16 protein-coding genes are annotated in these 17,769 nt (G+C 59.8%); 7 read left to right on the forward strand and 9 right to left on the reverse strand.

The window, feature by feature from the left end:
• The first annotated feature begins 164 nt into the window (after positions 1 to 164).
• The 4 genes from PMI22_RS20115 (at position 165) to PMI22_RS20100 (ending at position 4,053) form a co-directional block, all read left to right on the forward strand.
• Positions 165 to 626 (forward strand): (2Fe-2S)-binding protein, encoded by a 462-nt coding sequence (locus tag PMI22_RS20115; RefSeq protein WP_007944562.1) that lies wholly within the window; start codon positions 165 to 167, stop codon positions 624 to 626.
• A 14-nt stretch (positions 627 to 640) separates the two neighbouring features.
• Positions 641 to 2,809: a xanthine dehydrogenase family protein molybdopterin-binding subunit gene (locus PMI22_RS20110; RefSeq protein ID WP_007944564.1), complete on the forward strand. Its 2,169-nt coding sequence runs from the start codon at positions 641 to 643 to the stop codon at positions 2,807 to 2,809.
• 1 nt (position 2,810) lies between these two features.
• Complete coding sequence (locus tag PMI22_RS20105) at positions 2,811 to 3,389, forward strand: hypothetical protein (protein ID WP_007944565.1); 579 nt, start codon at positions 2,811 to 2,813, stop codon at positions 3,387 to 3,389.
• Positions 3,390 to 3,462: 73 nt separating this feature from the next.
• A complete protein-coding gene (locus PMI22_RS20100; RefSeq protein ID WP_007944566.1) occupies positions 3,463 to 4,053 on the forward strand; it encodes a GGDEF domain-containing protein in 591 nt (196 codons plus the stop codon).
• Here the strand turns inward: PMI22_RS20100 and PMI22_RS20095 are convergent.
• The 9 genes from PMI22_RS20095 to gloB form a co-directional block, all read right to left on the reverse strand.
• Positions 4,031 to 4,456 carry a VOC family protein gene (locus tag PMI22_RS20095; RefSeq protein WP_007944571.1) on the reverse strand — a complete coding sequence of 142 codons (426 nt, stop codon included), beginning with the start codon at positions 4,454 to 4,456 and terminating at the stop codon, positions 4,031 to 4,033. The genes PMI22_RS20100 and PMI22_RS20095 overlap by 23 nt on opposite strands.
• 177 nt (positions 4,457 to 4,633) lie before the next feature.
• Complete coding sequence (fabI, locus tag PMI22_RS20090) at positions 4,634 to 5,428, reverse strand: enoyl-ACP reductase FabI (RefSeq protein WP_007944572.1); 795 nt, start codon at positions 5,426 to 5,428, stop codon at positions 4,634 to 4,636.
• A gap of 24 nt (positions 5,429 to 5,452) precedes the next feature.
• A complete protein-coding gene (locus PMI22_RS20085; protein ID WP_007944573.1) occupies positions 5,453 to 7,060 on the reverse strand; it encodes an ABC transporter ATP-binding protein in 1,608 nt (535 codons plus the stop codon).
• 1 nt (position 7,061) lies between these two features.
• Positions 7,062 to 8,081, reverse strand: coding sequence for an ABC transporter permease (locus tag PMI22_RS20080; protein ID WP_007944574.1), 1,020 nt, complete (start codon positions 8,079 to 8,081; stop codon positions 7,062 to 7,064).
• 1 nt (position 8,082) lies between these two features.
• A complete protein-coding gene (locus PMI22_RS20075) occupies positions 8,083 to 9,156 on the reverse strand; it encodes a microcin C ABC transporter permease YejB (RefSeq protein ID WP_007944575.1) in 1,074 nt (357 codons plus the stop codon).
• 4 nt (positions 9,157 to 9,160) lie between these two features.
• Positions 9,161 to 11,002, reverse strand: a complete 1,842-nt coding sequence (locus PMI22_RS20070; RefSeq protein ID WP_007944576.1) for an extracellular solute-binding protein — start codon at positions 11,000 to 11,002, stop codon at positions 9,161 to 9,163.
• Entirely contained in the window at positions 10,999 to 12,831 is a 1,833-nt protein-coding gene (locus PMI22_RS20065; RefSeq protein WP_007944577.1) for an extracellular solute-binding protein, read from the reverse strand. The genes PMI22_RS20070 and PMI22_RS20065 overlap by 4 nt, the downstream gene beginning before the upstream one ends.
• A 192-nt stretch (positions 12,832 to 13,023) precedes the next feature.
• Complete coding sequence (locus PMI22_RS20060; protein WP_007944578.1) at positions 13,024 to 14,475, reverse strand: transglycosylase SLT domain-containing protein; 1,452 nt, start codon at positions 14,473 to 14,475, stop codon at positions 13,024 to 13,026.
• A gap of 99 nt (positions 14,476 to 14,574) precedes the next feature.
• Positions 14,575 to 15,342, reverse strand: coding sequence for a hydroxyacylglutathione hydrolase (gene gloB / locus PMI22_RS20055; protein WP_007944580.1), 768 nt, complete (start codon positions 15,340 to 15,342; stop codon positions 14,575 to 14,577).
• 65 nt (positions 15,343 to 15,407) lie between these two features.
• On the opposite strand from gloB, the gene PMI22_RS20050 reads away from it, so the two are divergent.
• From PMI22_RS20050 to dnaQ, 3 genes are all read left to right on the forward strand, one after another.
• On the forward strand, positions 15,408 to 16,166 hold the full coding sequence (locus PMI22_RS20050; RefSeq protein ID WP_007944582.1) for a methyltransferase domain-containing protein: 759 nt from the start codon (positions 15,408 to 15,410) through the stop codon (positions 16,164 to 16,166).
• Between the two features lie 91 nt (positions 16,167 to 16,257).
• Positions 16,258 to 16,710: a ribonuclease HI gene (gene rnhA / locus PMI22_RS20045; protein ID WP_007944583.1), complete on the forward strand. Its 453-nt coding sequence runs from the start codon at positions 16,258 to 16,260 to the stop codon at positions 16,708 to 16,710.
• A gap of 147 nt (positions 16,711 to 16,857) precedes the next feature.
• The gene (dnaQ, locus tag PMI22_RS20040) at positions 16,858 to 17,616 is read left to right on the forward strand and encodes a DNA polymerase III subunit epsilon (protein ID WP_007944584.1); all 759 of its coding nucleotides are present in this window, start codon (positions 16,858 to 16,860) and stop codon (positions 17,614 to 17,616) included.
• Positions 17,617 to 17,769: the final 153 nt, after the last annotated feature.

A 17,769-nucleotide genomic window follows, 5' to 3' on the forward strand; every position in this document is an offset into this window, starting at 1 on the left:
TGCTACAAGCCATCCGATTGGTCTTGAAGGGGTGACCGGTGGTCGATGAACCGGTCCCGCCCGGCATTTTGCGCTTAGCTGAAGGGAGAACCCCAAGGCGCGCACAGGCCGTTGGATGCCACTGCGATGCCCTTCAGAACACCGTGAGTCTGAGGTATTTCGCAATGCTGACCCTCAACATCAATGGCAAGGATCAGGAGCTCGATGTCCCGGCGGACATGCCACTGCTCTGGGTGCTACGCGATGTTGCGCACCTCACGGGCACCAAATTCGGCTGTGGCATGGCCCAGTGCGGTGCCTGCACCGTGCATGTCGATGGTGCGCCGTTGCGTTCCTGCGTCACGCCCGCTACAGCCGTGGCGCACGGACAGAAAATCCTCACCATCGAAGGCCTGTCTACCGACGGTACGCACCCGGTGCAACAAGCCTGGGCTGAACTGGATGTGGTGCAGTGCGGTTACTGCCAATCTGGGCAAATCATGTCCGCCGCCGCGTTGCTGGCGAAGATTCCCCAACCCACCGACAGCGACATCGACCAGGCGCTCTCCGGCAACATCTGCCGCTGCGGCACCTACCCAAGGATTCGCGCAGCGGTCAAACGTGCCGCCCAGATGGGTTCGAGTTGAGGGAGTCTGAAGCCATGAACAGCAACCCCCCGTTGTCGCGCCGTGGTTTTCTCAAGGGCAGCGCCCTGTTGGGCAGTGGTCTGGTGGTGGGGTTTGTCATCCCCGGTGCCCATCGCTTTGCCTTGGGCGCGGAGAATCAAGGCAACATTTTTGCGCCCAATGCCTTCCTGCGGATCGGCAACGACAACAGCGTCACCGTCCTGCTCGGCCATTCGGAAATGGGCCAGGGCATCTGGACCGGCCTGACCATGTTGATCGCCGAAGAACTGGACGCCGACTGGTCGAAAATCCGCGTCGAACACTCGCCAGCCTCCGCTGCTTTGTATGGAATGGCCGGTTTTGGCGGGATGCAGATCACCGGCGGTTCGACCTCGACCTGGATGGAATTCGACCGCTACCGCCAGGCCGGGGCGGCCGCGCGCCTGATGTTGGTCGAAGCGGCAGCCAAGCGGTTTGATGTTGCACCTTCGCAGCTCCGCACCGAATCTGGCGTGGTCATCGCGGGCGACCAGCGCGCTACCTATGGCGAACTGGCCGATGACGCCGGCCAGTTGCCGGTGCCGGATCCGGCCTCGATCAAGTTCAAGGAGGCCAAGGACTGGAAGATCATCGGTAAACCCACCAAACGCCTGGACACGCCGGAGAAAATTACCGGCAAGGCCAAGTTCGGCATGGATGTGCAATTCGACGGTTTGATGACCGCCATGGTTGCCCGCCCGCCAGTGTTCGGTGGCAGCGTCAAATCCTTCGAAGGCGCCGCGGCACTGGCCGTGCCGGGCGTGCATAAAGTGGTGCAAGTGCCCTCGGGCGTTGCGGTGATTGCCGATCATTACTGGGCGGCGAAGCTGGGGCGCGATGCGCTGCAAATAGACTGGGACCTGGGGCCGAACACCGGCCTGGACAGTCGGAAACTGCTGGAGAGCTTCCGCAAACTCGCCACCACGCCAGGGATTTCGGCCAGTAAGGCGGGCGATGCAACGGCCGCACTGGCTAAAGCGGCGAAGAAGATCGACGTCGAATACAGCGTGCCGTACCTGGCCCATGCGCCGATGGAGCCGCTCAATTGCACGGTGAAAATCAGCCAGGACAAATGCGAGATCTGGACGGGCACCCAGTTTCAGACGCTGGATCAAATGATCGCCGGAAAAATTACCGGGCTCAAACCCGAACAGGTAGAGATTCATACCGAGTTTCTCGGCGGCGGTTTTGGTCGCCGGGCCAATCCGACGTCCGATTTTGTCGCTGAAGCGGTGCAGGTCGCCAAGGTGGCGGGCGCACCGGTGAAAACCGTGTGGTCCCGTGAGGACGACATTCGCGGCGGTTACTACCGTTCGATGTTCCTGCATCAGGCGAATGTCGGGCTGGATGCCGACGGAATGCCGGTGGCCTGGAAGCATGTGCTGGTCGGGCAGTCGATTATGGCCGACACATCGCTGGAGGCGAGCATGGTCAAGGGGGGCGTCGACAAGACTTCGGTCGAAGGCGTCGCTGACAGCCCTTACCTCGAACACTTGGCCAATCACCAGGTGGAACTGCACTCACCGAAAACCGGCATCGCCGTATTGTGGCTGCGCTCGGTCGGGCACACCCACACGGCGTTTGTCATGGAGTCGTTGATCGATGAATTGGCCGAGGCGGCCGGCAAGGACCCGGTGGAATACCGGCGAACCTTGCTGAAAAACCATCCGCGACACTTGGGCGTGCTCAATCTGGCGGTCGAAAAAGCCAATTGGGGCGCCCCCTTGCCCGATGGTCACGCGGTGGGCGTGGCGGTACACGAGTCGTTCGGCAGCTACGTGGCGCAGGTCGCCGAAGTGTCCCAGGACAATCTTGAAATCCGCGTGCACCGGGTGGTGTGCGCCGTGGATTGCGGCATTGCGGTCAACCCACAGAGTATCGCCGCGCAGATGGAATCGGGCATCACCTTTGGCCTCAGTTTCGCCTTGCACAGCAAACTGACGTTGGAAGGCGGGCAGGTGGTGCAGTCCAACTTTCACGATTATCAAGTGCTTCGGCTGAACGAAATGCCGGTGGTCGAGGTGCATATCGTGCCCAGCAGCGACAAGCCCGGAGGCATCGGCGAGGTGGGCGTTCCACCCACTGCGCCAGCGGTCGCCAATGCTGTCTTCGCTCTGACCGGGCAGCGCTTGCGCGAGCTGCCGCTGCAACTGTCGGGGGTGTGAGATGAAGCGACATCTGATGCTGGGGGCGGTGCTGTTGATCGGCCTGGCGGTCTACACCGAACACCTGTATGCGGACGACAAGGAGGCGATAAAGGCCTTCGATACGGTGCAGAAAGTCTTTCAAAGCCCGCGTTGCCAGAACTGCCATATTCCGGGCGATTCGCCGCTGCAATTCGATGCCGGGATTCCCCACGCGATGAACGTGGTGCGCGGGATGGACGGCAAAGGCGCGGCCGGTTTGCCGTGTACCACGTGTCACGCAGAGTCCAACCCGCCGGCCAGCTACGGGCTGCATACGCCCCCGGGGGCACCGCACTGGAGCCTGCCGCCCGCGGCGCACAAAATGGCCTGGATCGGTCTGCCAGCCGACAAGTTATGCGCAATGATCAAGGACCGCTCCAGCAATGGCGACCGTGATTTCGCCGCATTGATCAAGCATGTCAGCGAAGACAAGTTGGTGCTATGGGGCTGGAATCCCGGTGAGGGCAGGGCGCCGGTGTCGGTGTCTCACGATGTCTTCGTCACGCAATTCAAGCTGTGGGCGGAGGCGGGAGGGCCCTGTCCGCTGGCGGGCAGTTGACCGGTGGTCCGTAACACGGAGTCAATGCGGGTATGACCGACTCTAAAGATCATACCCGCCAATGGAGTTAGCCATGTTAATCCCAGGCAAACCGGTCAAACCAGGTGCTGGTGGCATTCCTTCACGTTCCCCGCAGGAAGAACGCGAATGGTTGCGTGACCTGGCGCGCAAGGCCGAGCAGGAACTGTCGGGCGTACAGATGGCGAGCATGGACGAGTTGACCCTGCTCCCCAACCGTCACGGGTTCGCCACGCTGGCCGAGCAAGGCCTGGACGCCTGCCAGAGGCTGGAGAAACCGGCCACGTTGTTGCTATTCAATCTTGATGATTTCAAACGCTTGCATTACCTGTACGGCAGTGCCGCGAGCGACAAAGCGCTGAAAATATTCGCCGACGTGCTGCGCATTGCCTTCCGCGAAAGCGATGTTATCGGCCGACTGGGCAGCGATAAATTTGTCGCGTTGCTCACGGGTTCAGGCACGGTCGAACTCGACGCGATCAAATCCCGGCTCGAAGAAATACTCGCCGAACGAAATGCCTCAGCCCATCGCGCCAACGACCTGCGCTTCAGTCTCGGCCAGATCGAATACGACCCCCTGAGTCACGGCTCGATCGAAGGGCTGCTGGCCGAGGCGGACGCGTTCACTTGGCAAACAACTGACTGATGTCTTTAAAGGCTTTGAATTCCAGTGCATTGCCGCACGGATCGAACAGGAACATCGTCGCTTGCTCGCCCACCAGCCCCTGAAAGCGAATACCCGGTTCGATCACGAACGACGAGCCCAGCGCGGTCAGACGCTGCGCCAGCGCCTCCCACTCACTCATGCTCAACACCACACCGAAGTGCGGAACAGGCACGTTGTGACCGTCCACGGCATTGGTGTGCGCTGCTTCCTGGGAGGCATTTTTCGGTGCCAGGTGAATCACCAATTGATGGCCGAAAAAGTTGAAATCGACCCAGTGGTCGCTGGAGCGGCCCTCTTCAAGACCGAACACTTCGCCATAAAAATTCCGTGCGGCGGTCAGGTCATACACTGGAATCGCCAAGTGAAAAGGGGACAGTTGCATAGGGCAGGCCTCGGAGGGTGGTAGGTGTGAGGCTGAGTTTAGCGCTGTGCTTTTCGATTGTAAGAAGATTGAAGGCCCGACAGCTGAACTACTTACTCCTGTGGGAGCGTGCGCCCCGGAAGCGCAGGCATAAAAAAACCCGCCAGCAACGGCGGGTTTTTTTGGTCAGCTGAAAGATTACTCTTCCAGGCTGCCCATCGCAGTGGTGTTGAAACCACCGTCTACGTACATGATTTCGCCGCTGATGCCGGACGCCAGGTCCGAGCACAGGAAGGCGCCGGCGTTGCCGACTTCGTCGATGGTGACGTTGCGACGCAGCGGGGTTTGCGCTTCGTTGGCAGCCAGCATCTTGCGGAAGTTCTTGATGCCGGAAGCGGCGAGGGTGCGGATCGGGCCAGCCGATACGCAGTTGACGCGGGTGCCGTCCGGGCCCAGGGAGCCGGCCAGGTAACGCACGCCAGCTTCCAGCGAAGCCTTGGCCATGCCCATCACGTTGTAGTTCGGCATGGTGCGCTCGGCGCCCAGGTACGACAGGGTCAGCAGGCTACCGTTGCGGCCTTTCATCATTTCGCGACCGGCTTTGGCCAGGGCCACGAAGCTGTAGGCGCTGATGTCGTGAGCGATGCGGAAACCTTCACGGGTGGTGGCTTCGGTGAAGTCGCCGTCCAGTTGGTCGCCTGGGGCGAAGCCGACGGAGTGCACGATGCAATCCAGGCCGTCCCACTTCTTGCTCAGTTCAACGAAGACCTTGGCGATTTCTTCATCGCTGGCCACGTCGCACGGAAAGCACAGTTCAGGGCTCGAACCCCAGCTCTGTGCGAACTCTTCGACACGACCCTTGAGTTTGTCGTTCTGATAAGTGAAGGCAAGCTCAGCGCCCTCGCGATGCATGGCGGCAGCGATGCCGGATGCGATGGACAGCTTGCTGGCGACACCGACGATCAGTACGCGCTTACCGGCGAGAAAACCCATGTGTTGCTCCTCTCTTTCAGGTTATTACGCAGTGGCTGGTGCCAGGAAAGCGGCTTCCAGCAACTGCTGTGTATACGGATGTTGGGGGGCGGCAAAGATACTTTGCGCGTCCCCCTGTTCGACCACTTGGCCCTGCTTGACCACCATCAGCTGGTGGCTCAGTGCTTTGACGACAGCCAGGTCATGGCTGATAAACAAATACGTCAGGTTGTACTTGGTTTGCAGTGAACGCAGCAGCTCCACCACTTGGCGTTGTACGGTGCGGTCGAGGGCCGAGGTCGGCTCGTCCAGCAAAATCAACGCCGGTTTTAGCACTAATGCCCGGGCAATGGCGATTCTCTGCCGTTGCCCGCCGGAAAATTCGTGGGGGTAGCGGTTCCGGGTTTCCGGGTCCAGACCTACCTCCTTGAGTGCCGCAATAATCGCTTGTTCCTGTTCCGCCTCGGTGCCCATCTTGTGGATCCGCAGGCCTTCGCCGACGATCTGGCTCACGCACATCCGTGGGCTCAGGCTGCCAAACGGGTCCTGAAACACCACCTGCATCTGCCGCCGCAACGGCCGAACCTCGTTCTGCGTCAGGCAGTCTAGCTGCTTGCCTTCAAAACGAATCGCACCCTTGCTGCCGATCAGCCGCAAAATCGCCAGACCGAGCGTCGATTTGCCCGAACCGCTTTCACCCACAATCCCCAGGGTCTGCCCCTGCGGCAGGCTGAAATTGATCCCGTCCACCGCTTTGATGTGGTCAACGGTCTTTTTCAGCAGGCCTTTCTTGATCGGGAACCAGACTTTCAGGTCTTCGACTTGCAGCAATGGCGGCCCGATAACATTGGTCGCCGGCTTGCCGCTGGGTTCCGCTGCCAGCAATTCCCGAGTGTACGGATGCTGCGGCGCGCGGAACAACTCTTCGCACGATGCCTGTTCGACGATGCAACCGCGCTGCATGACACATACGCGATGCGCAATTCTTCGCACAAGGTTCAAATCGTGGCTGATCAGCAGCAACGCCATGCCCAATCGGGCCTGTAATTGCTTGAGTAATTCGAGGATTTTCAGCTGAACGGTCACGTCCAGCGCCGTGGTCGGTTCGTCTGCGATCAGCAATTCCGGCTCATTGGCCAGGGCCATGGCGATCATGACCCGTTGGCGCTGGCCGCCGGACAATTCATGGGGTAGGGCTTTCAGGCGTTTTTCCGGCTCGGGAATACCGACCATCTCCAGCAGTTCCAGGGTGCGTTTGGTCGCCACTTTGCCGATCAGGCCTTTGTGGATGCCCAGCACTTCGTTGATCTGCTTTTCGATGGAGTGCAGCGGGTTGAGCGAGGTCATCGGCTCCTGGAAGATCATCGCGATCCGGTTGCCGCGGATGTGGCGCAGGGTCTTTTCATTCTGGGCCAGCAGGTTTTTCCCGGCGTACTCGATGGTGCCGGACGGATGCCGTGCGATCGGGTAGGGCAGCAGTCGCAGGATCGAGTGGGCGGTGACCGACTTGCCCGAACCGCTCTCACCGACCAGCGCCAGGGTTTCGCCACGGCGGATATCAAAGTTCACGCCCTCGACCACCCGTTGCACACGCTCGCCGACGCCAAACTCGACGGACAGGTCGCGCACTTCGATCAGATTGTCCGGATTCATTTCACTTCCTCGGGTCGAAGGCATCGCGAGCGGACTCGCCGATAAACACCAGCAAACTCAACATGATCGCCAGCACCGCAAACGCGCTGATGCCGAGCCAGGGCGCTTGCAGGTTGGATTTGCCCTGGGCCACCAGCTCACCCAGCGACGGCGCGCCGGGTGGCAAGCCGAAACCGAGGAAGTCCAGCGCGGTCAGGGTGCCGATCGCGCCGGTCAGGATGAACGGCATGAACGTCATGGTCGAGACCATGGCATTGGGCAGGATGTGGCGGAACATGATCGCACCGTTCTGCATCCCCAGCGCCCGCGCCGCACGCACGTATTCAAGGTTGCGCCCGCGCAGGAACTCGGCGCGCACCACGTCCACCAGGCTCATCCACGAAAACAGCAGCATGATACCCAGCAGCCACCAGAAGTTTGGCTGCACGAAGCTGGCCAGGATGATCAGCAGGTACAACACCGGCAAGCCGGACCAGATTTCCAGAAAACGCTGCCCGGCCAGGTCCACCCAGCCGCCATAGAAACCCTGCAAGGCTCCGGCAATCACACCAATGATCGAGCTGAGAATGGTCAGGGTGAGGGCGAACAACACCGAAATCCGGAAGCCGTAAATCACCCGTGCCAGCACGTCGCGGCCCTGATCGTCGGTTCCGAGCAGGTTTTCCATCGACGGTGGCGCCGGGGCCGGGACTTTCAGGTCGTAGTTGATGCTTTGGTAACTGTAGGGAATCGGCGCCCACAGCACCCAGGCGTCCTTGGCCTTGAGCAGTTCGCGGATGTACGGGCTCTTGTAGTTGGCTTCCAGCGGGAATTCGCCGCCGAACGTGGTTTCCGGGTAGCGCTTGAGCGCCGGGAAGTACCAGCTGTTGTCGTAATGCACCGCCAGCGGTTTGTCGTTGGCGATCAGCTCGGCGCCAAGGCTCAGGCCGAACAACACCAGAAACAGCCACAGCGACCACCAGCCACGCTTGTTGGCCTTGAACAGTTCGAAACGGCGTCGATTGAGCGGGGACAGGTTCATCTCAATGCTCCCGGCTTTCGAAGTCGATGCGCGGATCGACAAAGGTGTAGGTGAGGTCGCCGATCAGTTTCACCACCAGGCCCAGCAAGGTGAAGATAAACAGCGTGCCGAACACCACCGGGTAATCGCGGTTGATCGCCGCTTCAAAACTCATCAGACCGAGGCCGTCGAGGGAGAAAATCACTTCCACCAGCAACGACCCGGTAAAAAAGATCCCGATAAACGCTGACGGGAACCCGGCGATCACCAGCAACATGGCGTTGCGGAACACATGGCCGTACAGCACGCGGTGACGGGTCAGGCCTTTGGCTTTGGCGGTGACCACGTACTGCTTGTTGATTTCATCGAGGAAGCTGTTTTTGGTCAGCAGGGTCATGGTCGCGAAGTTGCCGATGACCAGCGCCGTGACCGGCAAGGCCAGGTGCCAGAAGTAATCGAGGATTTTGCCGCCCATGCTCAGTTCGTCGAAATTGTTCGACGTCAGCCCGCGCAACGGGAACCAGTCAAAATAACTGCCACCGGCAAACACCACGATCAACAGGATCGCAAACAGGAACGCCGGGATCGCGTAGCCGACGATGATCGCCGAACTGGTCCAGACATCGAAGTGGCTACCGTGTCGCGTGGCTTTGGCGATCCCCAGCGGGATCGACACCAGGTACATGATCAGCGTGCTCCACAACCCGAGGGAGATCGACACCGGCATCTTTTCCTTGATCAGGTCGATGACCTTGGCATCGCGAAAGAAGCTGTCGCCGAAATCCAGCGACGCATAGTTCTTGACCATGATCCACAAGCGTTCAGGCGCCGACTTGTCGAAGCCGTACATGTGCTCGATTTCCTTTACCAGCGCCGGGTCCAGGCCCTGGGCGCCGCGATAGGCAGAGCCGGCCACCGACACTTCGGCACCGCCACCGGCAATGCGGCTGGTGGCGCCTTCGAAGCCTTCGAGCTTGGCGATCATCTGCTCTACCGGGCCGCCGGGAGCGGCCTGGATGATCACAAAGTTGATCAGCAAAATACCGAACAAGGTCGGAATGATCAGCAGCAGTCGCCGAAAAATATACGCCAGCATCTGATTACTCCGTGCCCGCAGGGGTGGCTTGCAGGATGGCTTCGACTTCTATCGCAGGTTTCGCGTCAGGCTTGATCCACCAGGTGTTTGTGCCGATGTCGTACAGCGGTGAGATTTTCGGATGGCCGATGTGGTTCCAGTACGCCACGCGCCAGGTCTTGATGTGCCAGTTGGGGATCACGTAATAACCCCATTGCAGCACGCGGTCCAGTGCACGGGCGTGCGCCACCAGGCTTTTGCGCGAATCGGCGTTGATCAGTTGCTCGACCAGTTGGTCCACCACCGGGTCTTTGAGGCCCATGGAATTGCGACTGCTAGGTTTGTCGGCGGCGGCGGACATCCAGAATTCGCGCTGTTCGTTACCAGGAGAACTGGACTGCGGGAAGCTGCCGACGATCATGTCGAAGTCCCGTGAGCGCACGCGGTTGATGTACTGCGAAACGTCGACCCGGCGGATCACCAGGTCGATTCCCAGGTCGCTGAGATTACGCTTGAACGGCAGCAGCACCCGCTCGAATTCGGTCTGGGCCAACAGGAATTCGATGGTCACCGGTTTGCCGGTGGCATCGACCATTTTGTCATCGACGATCCGCCAGCCGGCCTCTTGCAGCAGTTGATAGGCTTTGCGCTGGTGGTCGCGAATCATTCCGCTGGCATCGGTCACCGGGTTCTGGAACGCTTCGCTGAACACCTGCTCGGGGATCTTGCCCCGAAACGGATCGAGCACAGCCAGTTGATCGGCATCCGGCAAGCCGGTGGCGGCCATTTCCGAGTTCTCGAAATAGCTGCGGGTGCGCGCGTAAGCGCCGTTGAACAATTGCTTGTTGGTCCATTCAAAATCCAGCAGCAATGACAGGGCTTCACGCACACGCACGTCCTGGAACAACGGGCGACGCAGGTTGTACACAAAACCCTGCATGCCGGTGGTGTTGCCGTTGGGGATCTGTTCCTTGATCAACCGGCCTTCGGTGACGGCCGGGACGTTGTAGGCGTTGGCCCAGTTCTTGGCGGTCATCTCCAGCCAGTAATCGAACTGTCCGGCCTTGAATGCTTCGAGCGCCACGGTGTTGTCGCGGTAGTAATCAGTGGTCATCACATCAAAGTTGTAGAACCCGCGATTGACCGGCAAGTCCTTGCCCCAGTAATCCTTGACCCGCTCATAGCGAATCGAACGTCCGGCCTTCACTTGACTGACTTTGTACGGGCCACTGCCCAGCGGCATCTCCAGGTTGCCCTTGTTGAAATCGCGGTCGGCCCACCAATGCTTGGGCAACACCGGCAACTGGCCGAGGATCAGCGGCAACTCACGGTTGTTGTTGTGCTTGAACTTGAACAGCACGGTCAGCGGGTCTTCGGCGATCGCTTCCTCGACGTCGTTGTAGTAAGCGCGGTAGAGCGGCGCGCCGTCCTTGGTCAGCATCTGGAAGCTGAACACCACGTCTTCGGCACGAATCGGATGGCCATCGTGGAAGCGCGCTTCAGGGCGCAGGTAGAAACGCACCCAGCTGTTGTCCGGGGCTTTCTCGATCTTGCCGGCCACCAGGCCATATTCGGTGAACGGTTCGTCCAGCCCTTGTCTGGCGAGGGTGTCGTAGATCATGCCGATGTCGTCGGCCGGTACGCCCTTGCTGATAAACGGATTGAGGCTGTCGAAGCCACCGAAACCTGCCTGACGAAAGATCCCGCCCTTGGGCGCATCCGGGTTCACATAGTCGAAATGTTTAAAGTCCGCCGGGTACTTTGGCGGTTCGTTGTAGAGGGTCAAAGCGTGTTGCGGGGCGGCGCAGGCCACCCCGGCGAACAGCAGACCGCTGGCCTGCAAGAGCAGGGCGCGTACGGGTTTCATCGATCTTTCTCCGAAGACTTCAGCCACCATGCGCTCAGGCCCAGGGTGTAGGGCGGCGTGGTGACAAAGGCCAACCGGTTACGGTAAGCCAGGCGGTGATAATTGAGGTACCAGTTGGGAATGCTGTAGTGCTGCCACAACAACACACGGTCGAGGGCTTTGCCCGCGGCGACTTGTTCGTCGCGGCTCTGGGCGGCGAGCAGTTGTTCGAGCAAATGGTCGACCACCGGGTTGGCGATACCGGCGTAGTTTTTACTGCCCTTGATCCCGACCTGGCTGGAATGAAAATACTGCCACTGCTCCAGACCCGGGCTGAGGGTCTGGTTGAGGGTCATCAAAATCATGTCGAAGTCGAACTGATCGAGGCGCTGTTTGTACTGGGCGCGGTCGACGGTGCGCAGTCGCGCGTCGATTCCAATGCTGGCGAGGTTCTCGACGTAGGGCTGGAGGATACGCTCCAGGTTCGGGTTGACCAGCAGGATCTCGAATCGCAGCGGTTGCCCGACAGCGTTCTGCACACGCTGGCCATTGAGCTTCCAGCCCGCCTCGGCGAGCAGTGCCAGGGATTTTCGCAGGGTTTCCCTTGGAATGCCGCGGCCATCGGTTTGCGGCAGGCTGAAGGGCTCGGTGAAGAGTTTGGCGGGCAACTGTTCGCGGTACGGCTTGAGCATCAGCCACTCATGACCGACCGGCAGGCCGGTGGCAGAGAATTCACTGTTGGGGTAGTAACTCAGGGTGCGCTTGTAGGCGCCACTGAAAAGCGTGCGGTTGGTCCACTCGAAGTCAAACATCAGTCCCAGGGCTTCGCGGACTTTGGCCTCGGCAAAGGTCGGGCGCCGGGTGTTCATGAACAGCCCCTGACTCTGAGTCGGAATCTGATGCGCGATCTGCGCCTTGATCACGTCGCCGCGGCGGACCGCCGGGAAGTTGTAGCCGTTTTGCCAATTCTTGGCTTGATGCTCGATGTAAACGTCGAACTCGCCGGCCTTGAACGCCTCGAAGGCGACATCGCTGTCACGGTAAAACTCGACCTCCATGCGATCAACGTTGTACTTGCCGCGATTGACCGGCAGATCTTTGCCCCAGTAGTCCTTGACCCGCTCAAACACAATTTGCCGCCCGGGCGTCACCGAGGTGATGCGATACGGCCCGCTGCCCAAGGGAGGCTCGAAGGTGGTTGCCTTGAAGTCGCGACCTTTCCAGTAACGCGCAGACATGACCGGCAATTCGCCCAGGCGCAGGATCAATAGCGGATTGCCGGCGCGCTTGAAAACGAATCGAACGCGATGGGGGTTGAGAATATCGACCCGCGCGACTTCCTGAAGATTGGTGCGGTACTGCGGATGACCTTCCTTGAGCAGCCGGCGGTAGGAGAACGCGACGTCGCGCGCAGTAATCGGCGAGCCATCGTGGAACCGCGCTTCGGGGCGCAGGTTGAACACCACCCAACTACGATCCTCGCTGTATTCCACCGACTGGGCGATCAGGCCATAACTGGAGGTAGGCTCGTCACCGGATGGCGCGTACTGGCCGGTGCCGACCATCAGCGGCTCATTCAACTCATTGATCCCGTATTGCAGGAAATTGGCCGTAGAGACCGGGCTTGAGCCTTTGAAGGTATAAGGATTGAGCGTATCGAAGGTGCCAAACGCCATCACCCGCAACGTGCCGCCCTTGGGCGCTTGCGGGTTGACCCAGTCGAAATGGGTAAATCGGGCCGGGTACTTGAGCGTGCCGAACTGCGCATAACCATGGCTTTCGCTGATCGTCGCACTTGCGGGAGAGCTCAAGGCCAGGCTGATCAGGAGCAGAATGAGGGGGCGCTTCAAGTCAGGGATCCGATCCAGGTGGCTTGGGCTAAGTGGTCCGTACAGTAACAGCTTGTATCGACAGGAAAAAGACAGGGGGTTAATGGGCCGTTAATTGATCTTGCGCGGACCGGCCGACGCAGGCTTCGCCAGCTGCTACATGGGTTTTGGCAAGCTTCAGGCGAAAAAAACCCCTGATATCAGGGGTTCTTTTTAATGTGGCGAAGATACCTTCAGCACCTGTCCAGGCTTGAGCGCCTTGCCGACACGGGGGTTCCAGCGCTTGAGATGCTGCATCTCGACATTGAAGCGTTTGGCAACGATGTATAACGAGTCGCCTTGCTGCACCTTGTATTGAGTCTGGGAATTCTTTTTGCCGGTCTTGCCAGTTTTGCTGTTTGAGGCGACGACCGTATTGACGCGACCACTGCTGCGCTTGGCGGTATCGCGCATCACCAGTGTCTGACCCGCCTTGAGATTCTTGCCCGACAGCTTGTTCCAGCGTTGCAGATCTTTGACGGCGACGTTGTTGGCCTTGGCGATGGTGGCAAGGCTGTCGCCGCGCTTGACGCGGTAGGTGCGCTTGGCGCTGGCGACTTGAGAAACATCTGCGTTGTCGAAGACAGGTCTGAGTGGCTTCTTGCTTATCAGCTCTTCCGGACGCATGGTGGACAGGCTGGTGGTCAGCAACTGCGCCTTGGACGTGGGCACCAGCAAATGCTGTGGGCCGTCGAGAGTGGTGCGTTGTTTGAACGCCGGGTTGAGCTGGAACAGTTCGTCTTCGTCGATGTTGGCCACCGCGGCAACCGTGGACAGGTCCATGCGCTGGTTGATTTCGACGACCTTGAAGTACGGTTCGTTGGCGATCGGGCTGAGGTTTACACCGTAGGCTTCGGGTGCCAGTACCACTTGCGACAAGGCCAGCAGCTTGGGCACGTAGGCCTGGGTTTCCGAGGGCAGTGACAGGTTCCAGTAATCGGTCGGCAGGCCGAGTCTTTCGTTGCGCTCGATAGCGCGGCTGACCGTGCCTTCGCCGGCGTTGTAGGCGGCGAGGGCGAGCATCCAGTCACCGTTGAACATGTCGTGCAGGCGGCTCAGGTAATCCAGGGCCGCCGTGGTCGAAGCCGTAATGTCGCGTCGGCCATCATAGGCATGGGTCTGGCGCAGGTTGTAGTAGCGGCCGGTGGAGGGGATGAATTGCCAAAGACCCACCGCGTGAGCCCGGGAATAGGCCATCGGGTTGTAGGCACTTTCAATCACCGGCAGCAACGCCAGTTCAAGCGGCATGTTGCGTGCTTCAAGGCGTTCGATGATGTAGTGAATGTACAGGCTGCCGCGCTCGCCGGCGTTTTCGAGGAAGGACGGGTTACTGGCGAACCACAGCCGCTGCTGCTCGATACGCGGGTTGACGCCCAGGCCATCCTGCAACTGGAAGCCCAGGCGCATGCGCTCCCAGACGTCCTGTGCGGCCAGCGGGCTTGGTTTTTCGCTGAGCCAAATGGGTGGCTGTTTGGCGCGGGCGGCGATTTTCGGGGTGTGTGTCGCGTCGGTCTGCGGCACATGGCTGGAACAACCCGCCAGAGTGGCGGACACAGCCACCGCTATGGCTTGAGCCAGGCGGGTCAATGCGTCTGTATTGATGACTTTGCTAATAGATGACGACATTGGCTGGAAGTAAGTTCCGGGCAAAAATGTCGGTCGATTCTAGAAAGCGCACCCCCTGCGGTCAACCATTCAGTATTTTCATTACAAAATGAAGATCGCTTAGAACGTATCTTTCCAAGCTCTCAAAGCCGAAAAAACCTTACTCGGTGCCCGGTTATCGGGGCCATTCCGTTCGTCCACTTTTTCTTTAACAGATGTTTCAGAAACACGTAAAAACGGGTTGGTGAGCGTTTCCAGGGCCAGCGTCGAAGGCAACGTCATGATCCCGGCTTCACGTTGCTGCGTCACTTTGGCCAGGCGAGCGGCGATGTCTTGATTATCGGGCTCCACTGCCGCAGCAAATTTCAGGTTGCTCAAGGTGTATTCGTGGGTGCAATACACCAGCGTGTCTTCCGGCAAGGCGGCCAGGCGTGTCAGTGAGGTGTGCATCTGTTCAGGCGTGCCTTCGAACAACCGTCCGCAACCGGCAGCAAACAGGGTGTCACCGCAAAACAACAGACCATGATGGTAATAGGCAATGTGCCCCAGGGTATGGCCGGGGACGGCGTAAACATCGAAGTCCCAGCCCAGTACGCTGGCGCGGTCGTTGTCTTTGAGCGCCACGTCCCGGCCCGGGATGTTCTCGCTGGCGGGGCCATAAACTTTTGCGTTTGTCGCTTTTTTCAGTAACTCGACGCCACCGACATGGTCATGGTGGTGATGAGTGATCAGAATATCGCTCAATACCCAACCCGGATGCGCCGCAAGCCAGGCCTGTACGGGGGCGGCATCACCCGGATCGACCACGGCGCAGCGCTGGGTGCGGTGGTCTTGTAACAACCAGATGTAGTTGTCGGTGAAGGCGGGCAGGGCACTGATCTGTATCATCGTCGGATTCGCCAAGCGGAAAACAATGGCGCATCTTAGAACTTCCTGGCGCGTTGGAGAATGCAATGACCGATAAAGCGTTCGCTCAGGCTGATCCCGAGTGGCTGACATTGATCAGCGCGGCCCGTGAATGGCTGTCCGGCCCTATCGGACAATTTTTGCTGGATGAAGAACGACGCATGCTCGAAGACGAGTTGGGGCGTTTCTTCGGCGGTTATCTGGTGCATTACGGTCCGTCGGCCCAGACGCCGCCGTCGGCTCCCCAGGTGCAGCGCAATGTGCGGCTCGGTGCGCCGTTGCCTGGCGTCGAAATCGTTTGTGAAGAACAAGCCTGGCCGTTGAGCGAGCACGCCGCAGACGTGGTGGTGTTGCAGCATGGGCTGGATTTCTGCCTGTCGCCCCATGGTTTGCTGCGTGAAGCGGCGAGCAGCGTGCGCCCCGGCGGGCATTTGCTGATCATCGGTATCAATCCGTGGAGCACGTGGGGCCTGCGCCATGTGTTCGCCCATGACGCCATGCGCAAGGCACGTTGTATCTCACCGTCGCGCGTCGCCGACTGGCTCAACCTGCTGGGTTTCGCGCTGGAGAAACGCCGCTTCGGGTGCTATCGTCCGCCGCTTGCGTCACCCGCCTGGCAGGCTCGTCTGGCCGGTTGGGAGCGCAAGGCTGGTGACTGGCAATTGTCGGGCGGCGGCTTCTATTTATTGGTGGCCCGCAAGATTGTGGTGGGCCTGCGCCCACTTCGTCAGGAACGGCGCGAACCGATGGGCAAGCTGATTCCCTTGCCGATGGCCAAGGTCAATCGTCGCCGCATCGAACCGTAATACCTTTTTATTTTCCCGGTCGGGTCAGCCCCGGCCTCGGGCATCGTCGATCACGGATCGTCGAGCCACCGCATTTTCTGGATAGATTGGCATGAGCGATAGCGTAGAACTCTTTACCGATGGTGCCTGCAAAGGCAACCCTGGCCCGGGTGGCTGGGGTGCACTGCTGGTGTGCAAAGGCGTGGAAAAGGAACTGTGGGGCGGCGAAGCCAACACCACCAACAACCGCATGGAGCTGATGGGCGCGATTCGTGGCCTCGAAGAGCTCAAGCGTTCGTGCGACGTGCTGCTGGTAACCGACTCCCAGTACGTGATGAAAGGCATCAACGAATGGATGGACAACTGGAAGAAGCGCGGCTGGAAAACCGCTGCGAAGGAACCGGTTAAAAATGCTGATTTGTGGAAGTTGCTGGATGAGCAGGTCAATCGCCACAACGTCACCTGGAAATGGGTGCGTGGGCACATTGGTCACCACGGTAACGAACGAGCGGACCAGCTGGCCAACAGGGGGGTGGATGAGGTGCGTGGGTTCAAACAGGCATAAATCACACACTGATCGTTCCCTGTGGGAGCGGCGGTGCGACGATTCGACTTGTCCGCGATGGCCGCGCCCCGGTCTATCTGAAACACCCCGGCGAGCGTGTTAACATCGCCGCTTTTGCACGAATGTCCCGTTGAGAGCTGAGCACTGATGGCCACCAGATCCGTTGTACTCGATACCGAAACCACCGGCATGCCGGTGACCGACGGCCACCGGATTATTGAAATCGGTTGTGTCGAGTTGATCGGTCGGCGCCTGACCGGCCGGCATTTTCACGTTTACCTGCAACCGGATCGCGAGAGCGACGAAGGCGCCATTGGCGTCCACGGCATCACCAACGAATTTCTGGTAGGTAAACCGCGCTTCACCGAAGTGGCCGATGAGTTCTTCGAGTTCATCAAGGGCGCGCAACTGATCATCCATAACGCGGCGTTCGACGTTGGTTTCATCAACAACGAATTCGCCCTGATGGGCCAGCACGATCGTGCGGACATCACGCAACACTGCTCGATCCTCGACACCTTGATGATGGCCCGGGAACGTCACCCGGGGCAGCGCAACAGTCTCGACGCCTTGTGCAAACGTTATGGCGTCGACAACTCGGGTCGTGAACTGCACGGCGCCTTGCTCGACTCCGAGATTCTCGCCGACGTCTACCTGACCATGACTGGCGGCCAGACCAGCCTGTCGCTGGCGGGTAACGCGTCCGACGGTAATGGCTCCGGCGAAGGTGCGGACAACTCCGCCACCGAAATCCGCCGCTTGCCGGCCGACCGCACACGCGCCCGCATCATCCGCGCCAGCGAAGATGACCTGGCCCAGCACGTGGCGCGTCTTGAAGCCATCGCCAAGGCCGCTGGCGCCCCGTCGCTGTGGCAGCAACTGGCGGATGCCAAAGCACAGGCGTAGCAGCTGCCGAGCCTGTAGCAGCTGACGAGCCGCGCGAGGCTGCGTTCGGCTGCGAAGCAGTCGTAAAACCTGAATGCGCGATGTTCTGTAAAACCGCGGGGTTTGATTTCACGACTGCTTCGCAGCCGGACGCAGCCTCGCGGTGCTCGGCAG

Source organism: Pseudomonas sp. GM21 (assembly GCF_000282215.1).
GTDB lineage: Bacteria > Pseudomonadota > Gammaproteobacteria > Pseudomonadales > Pseudomonadaceae > Aquipseudomonas.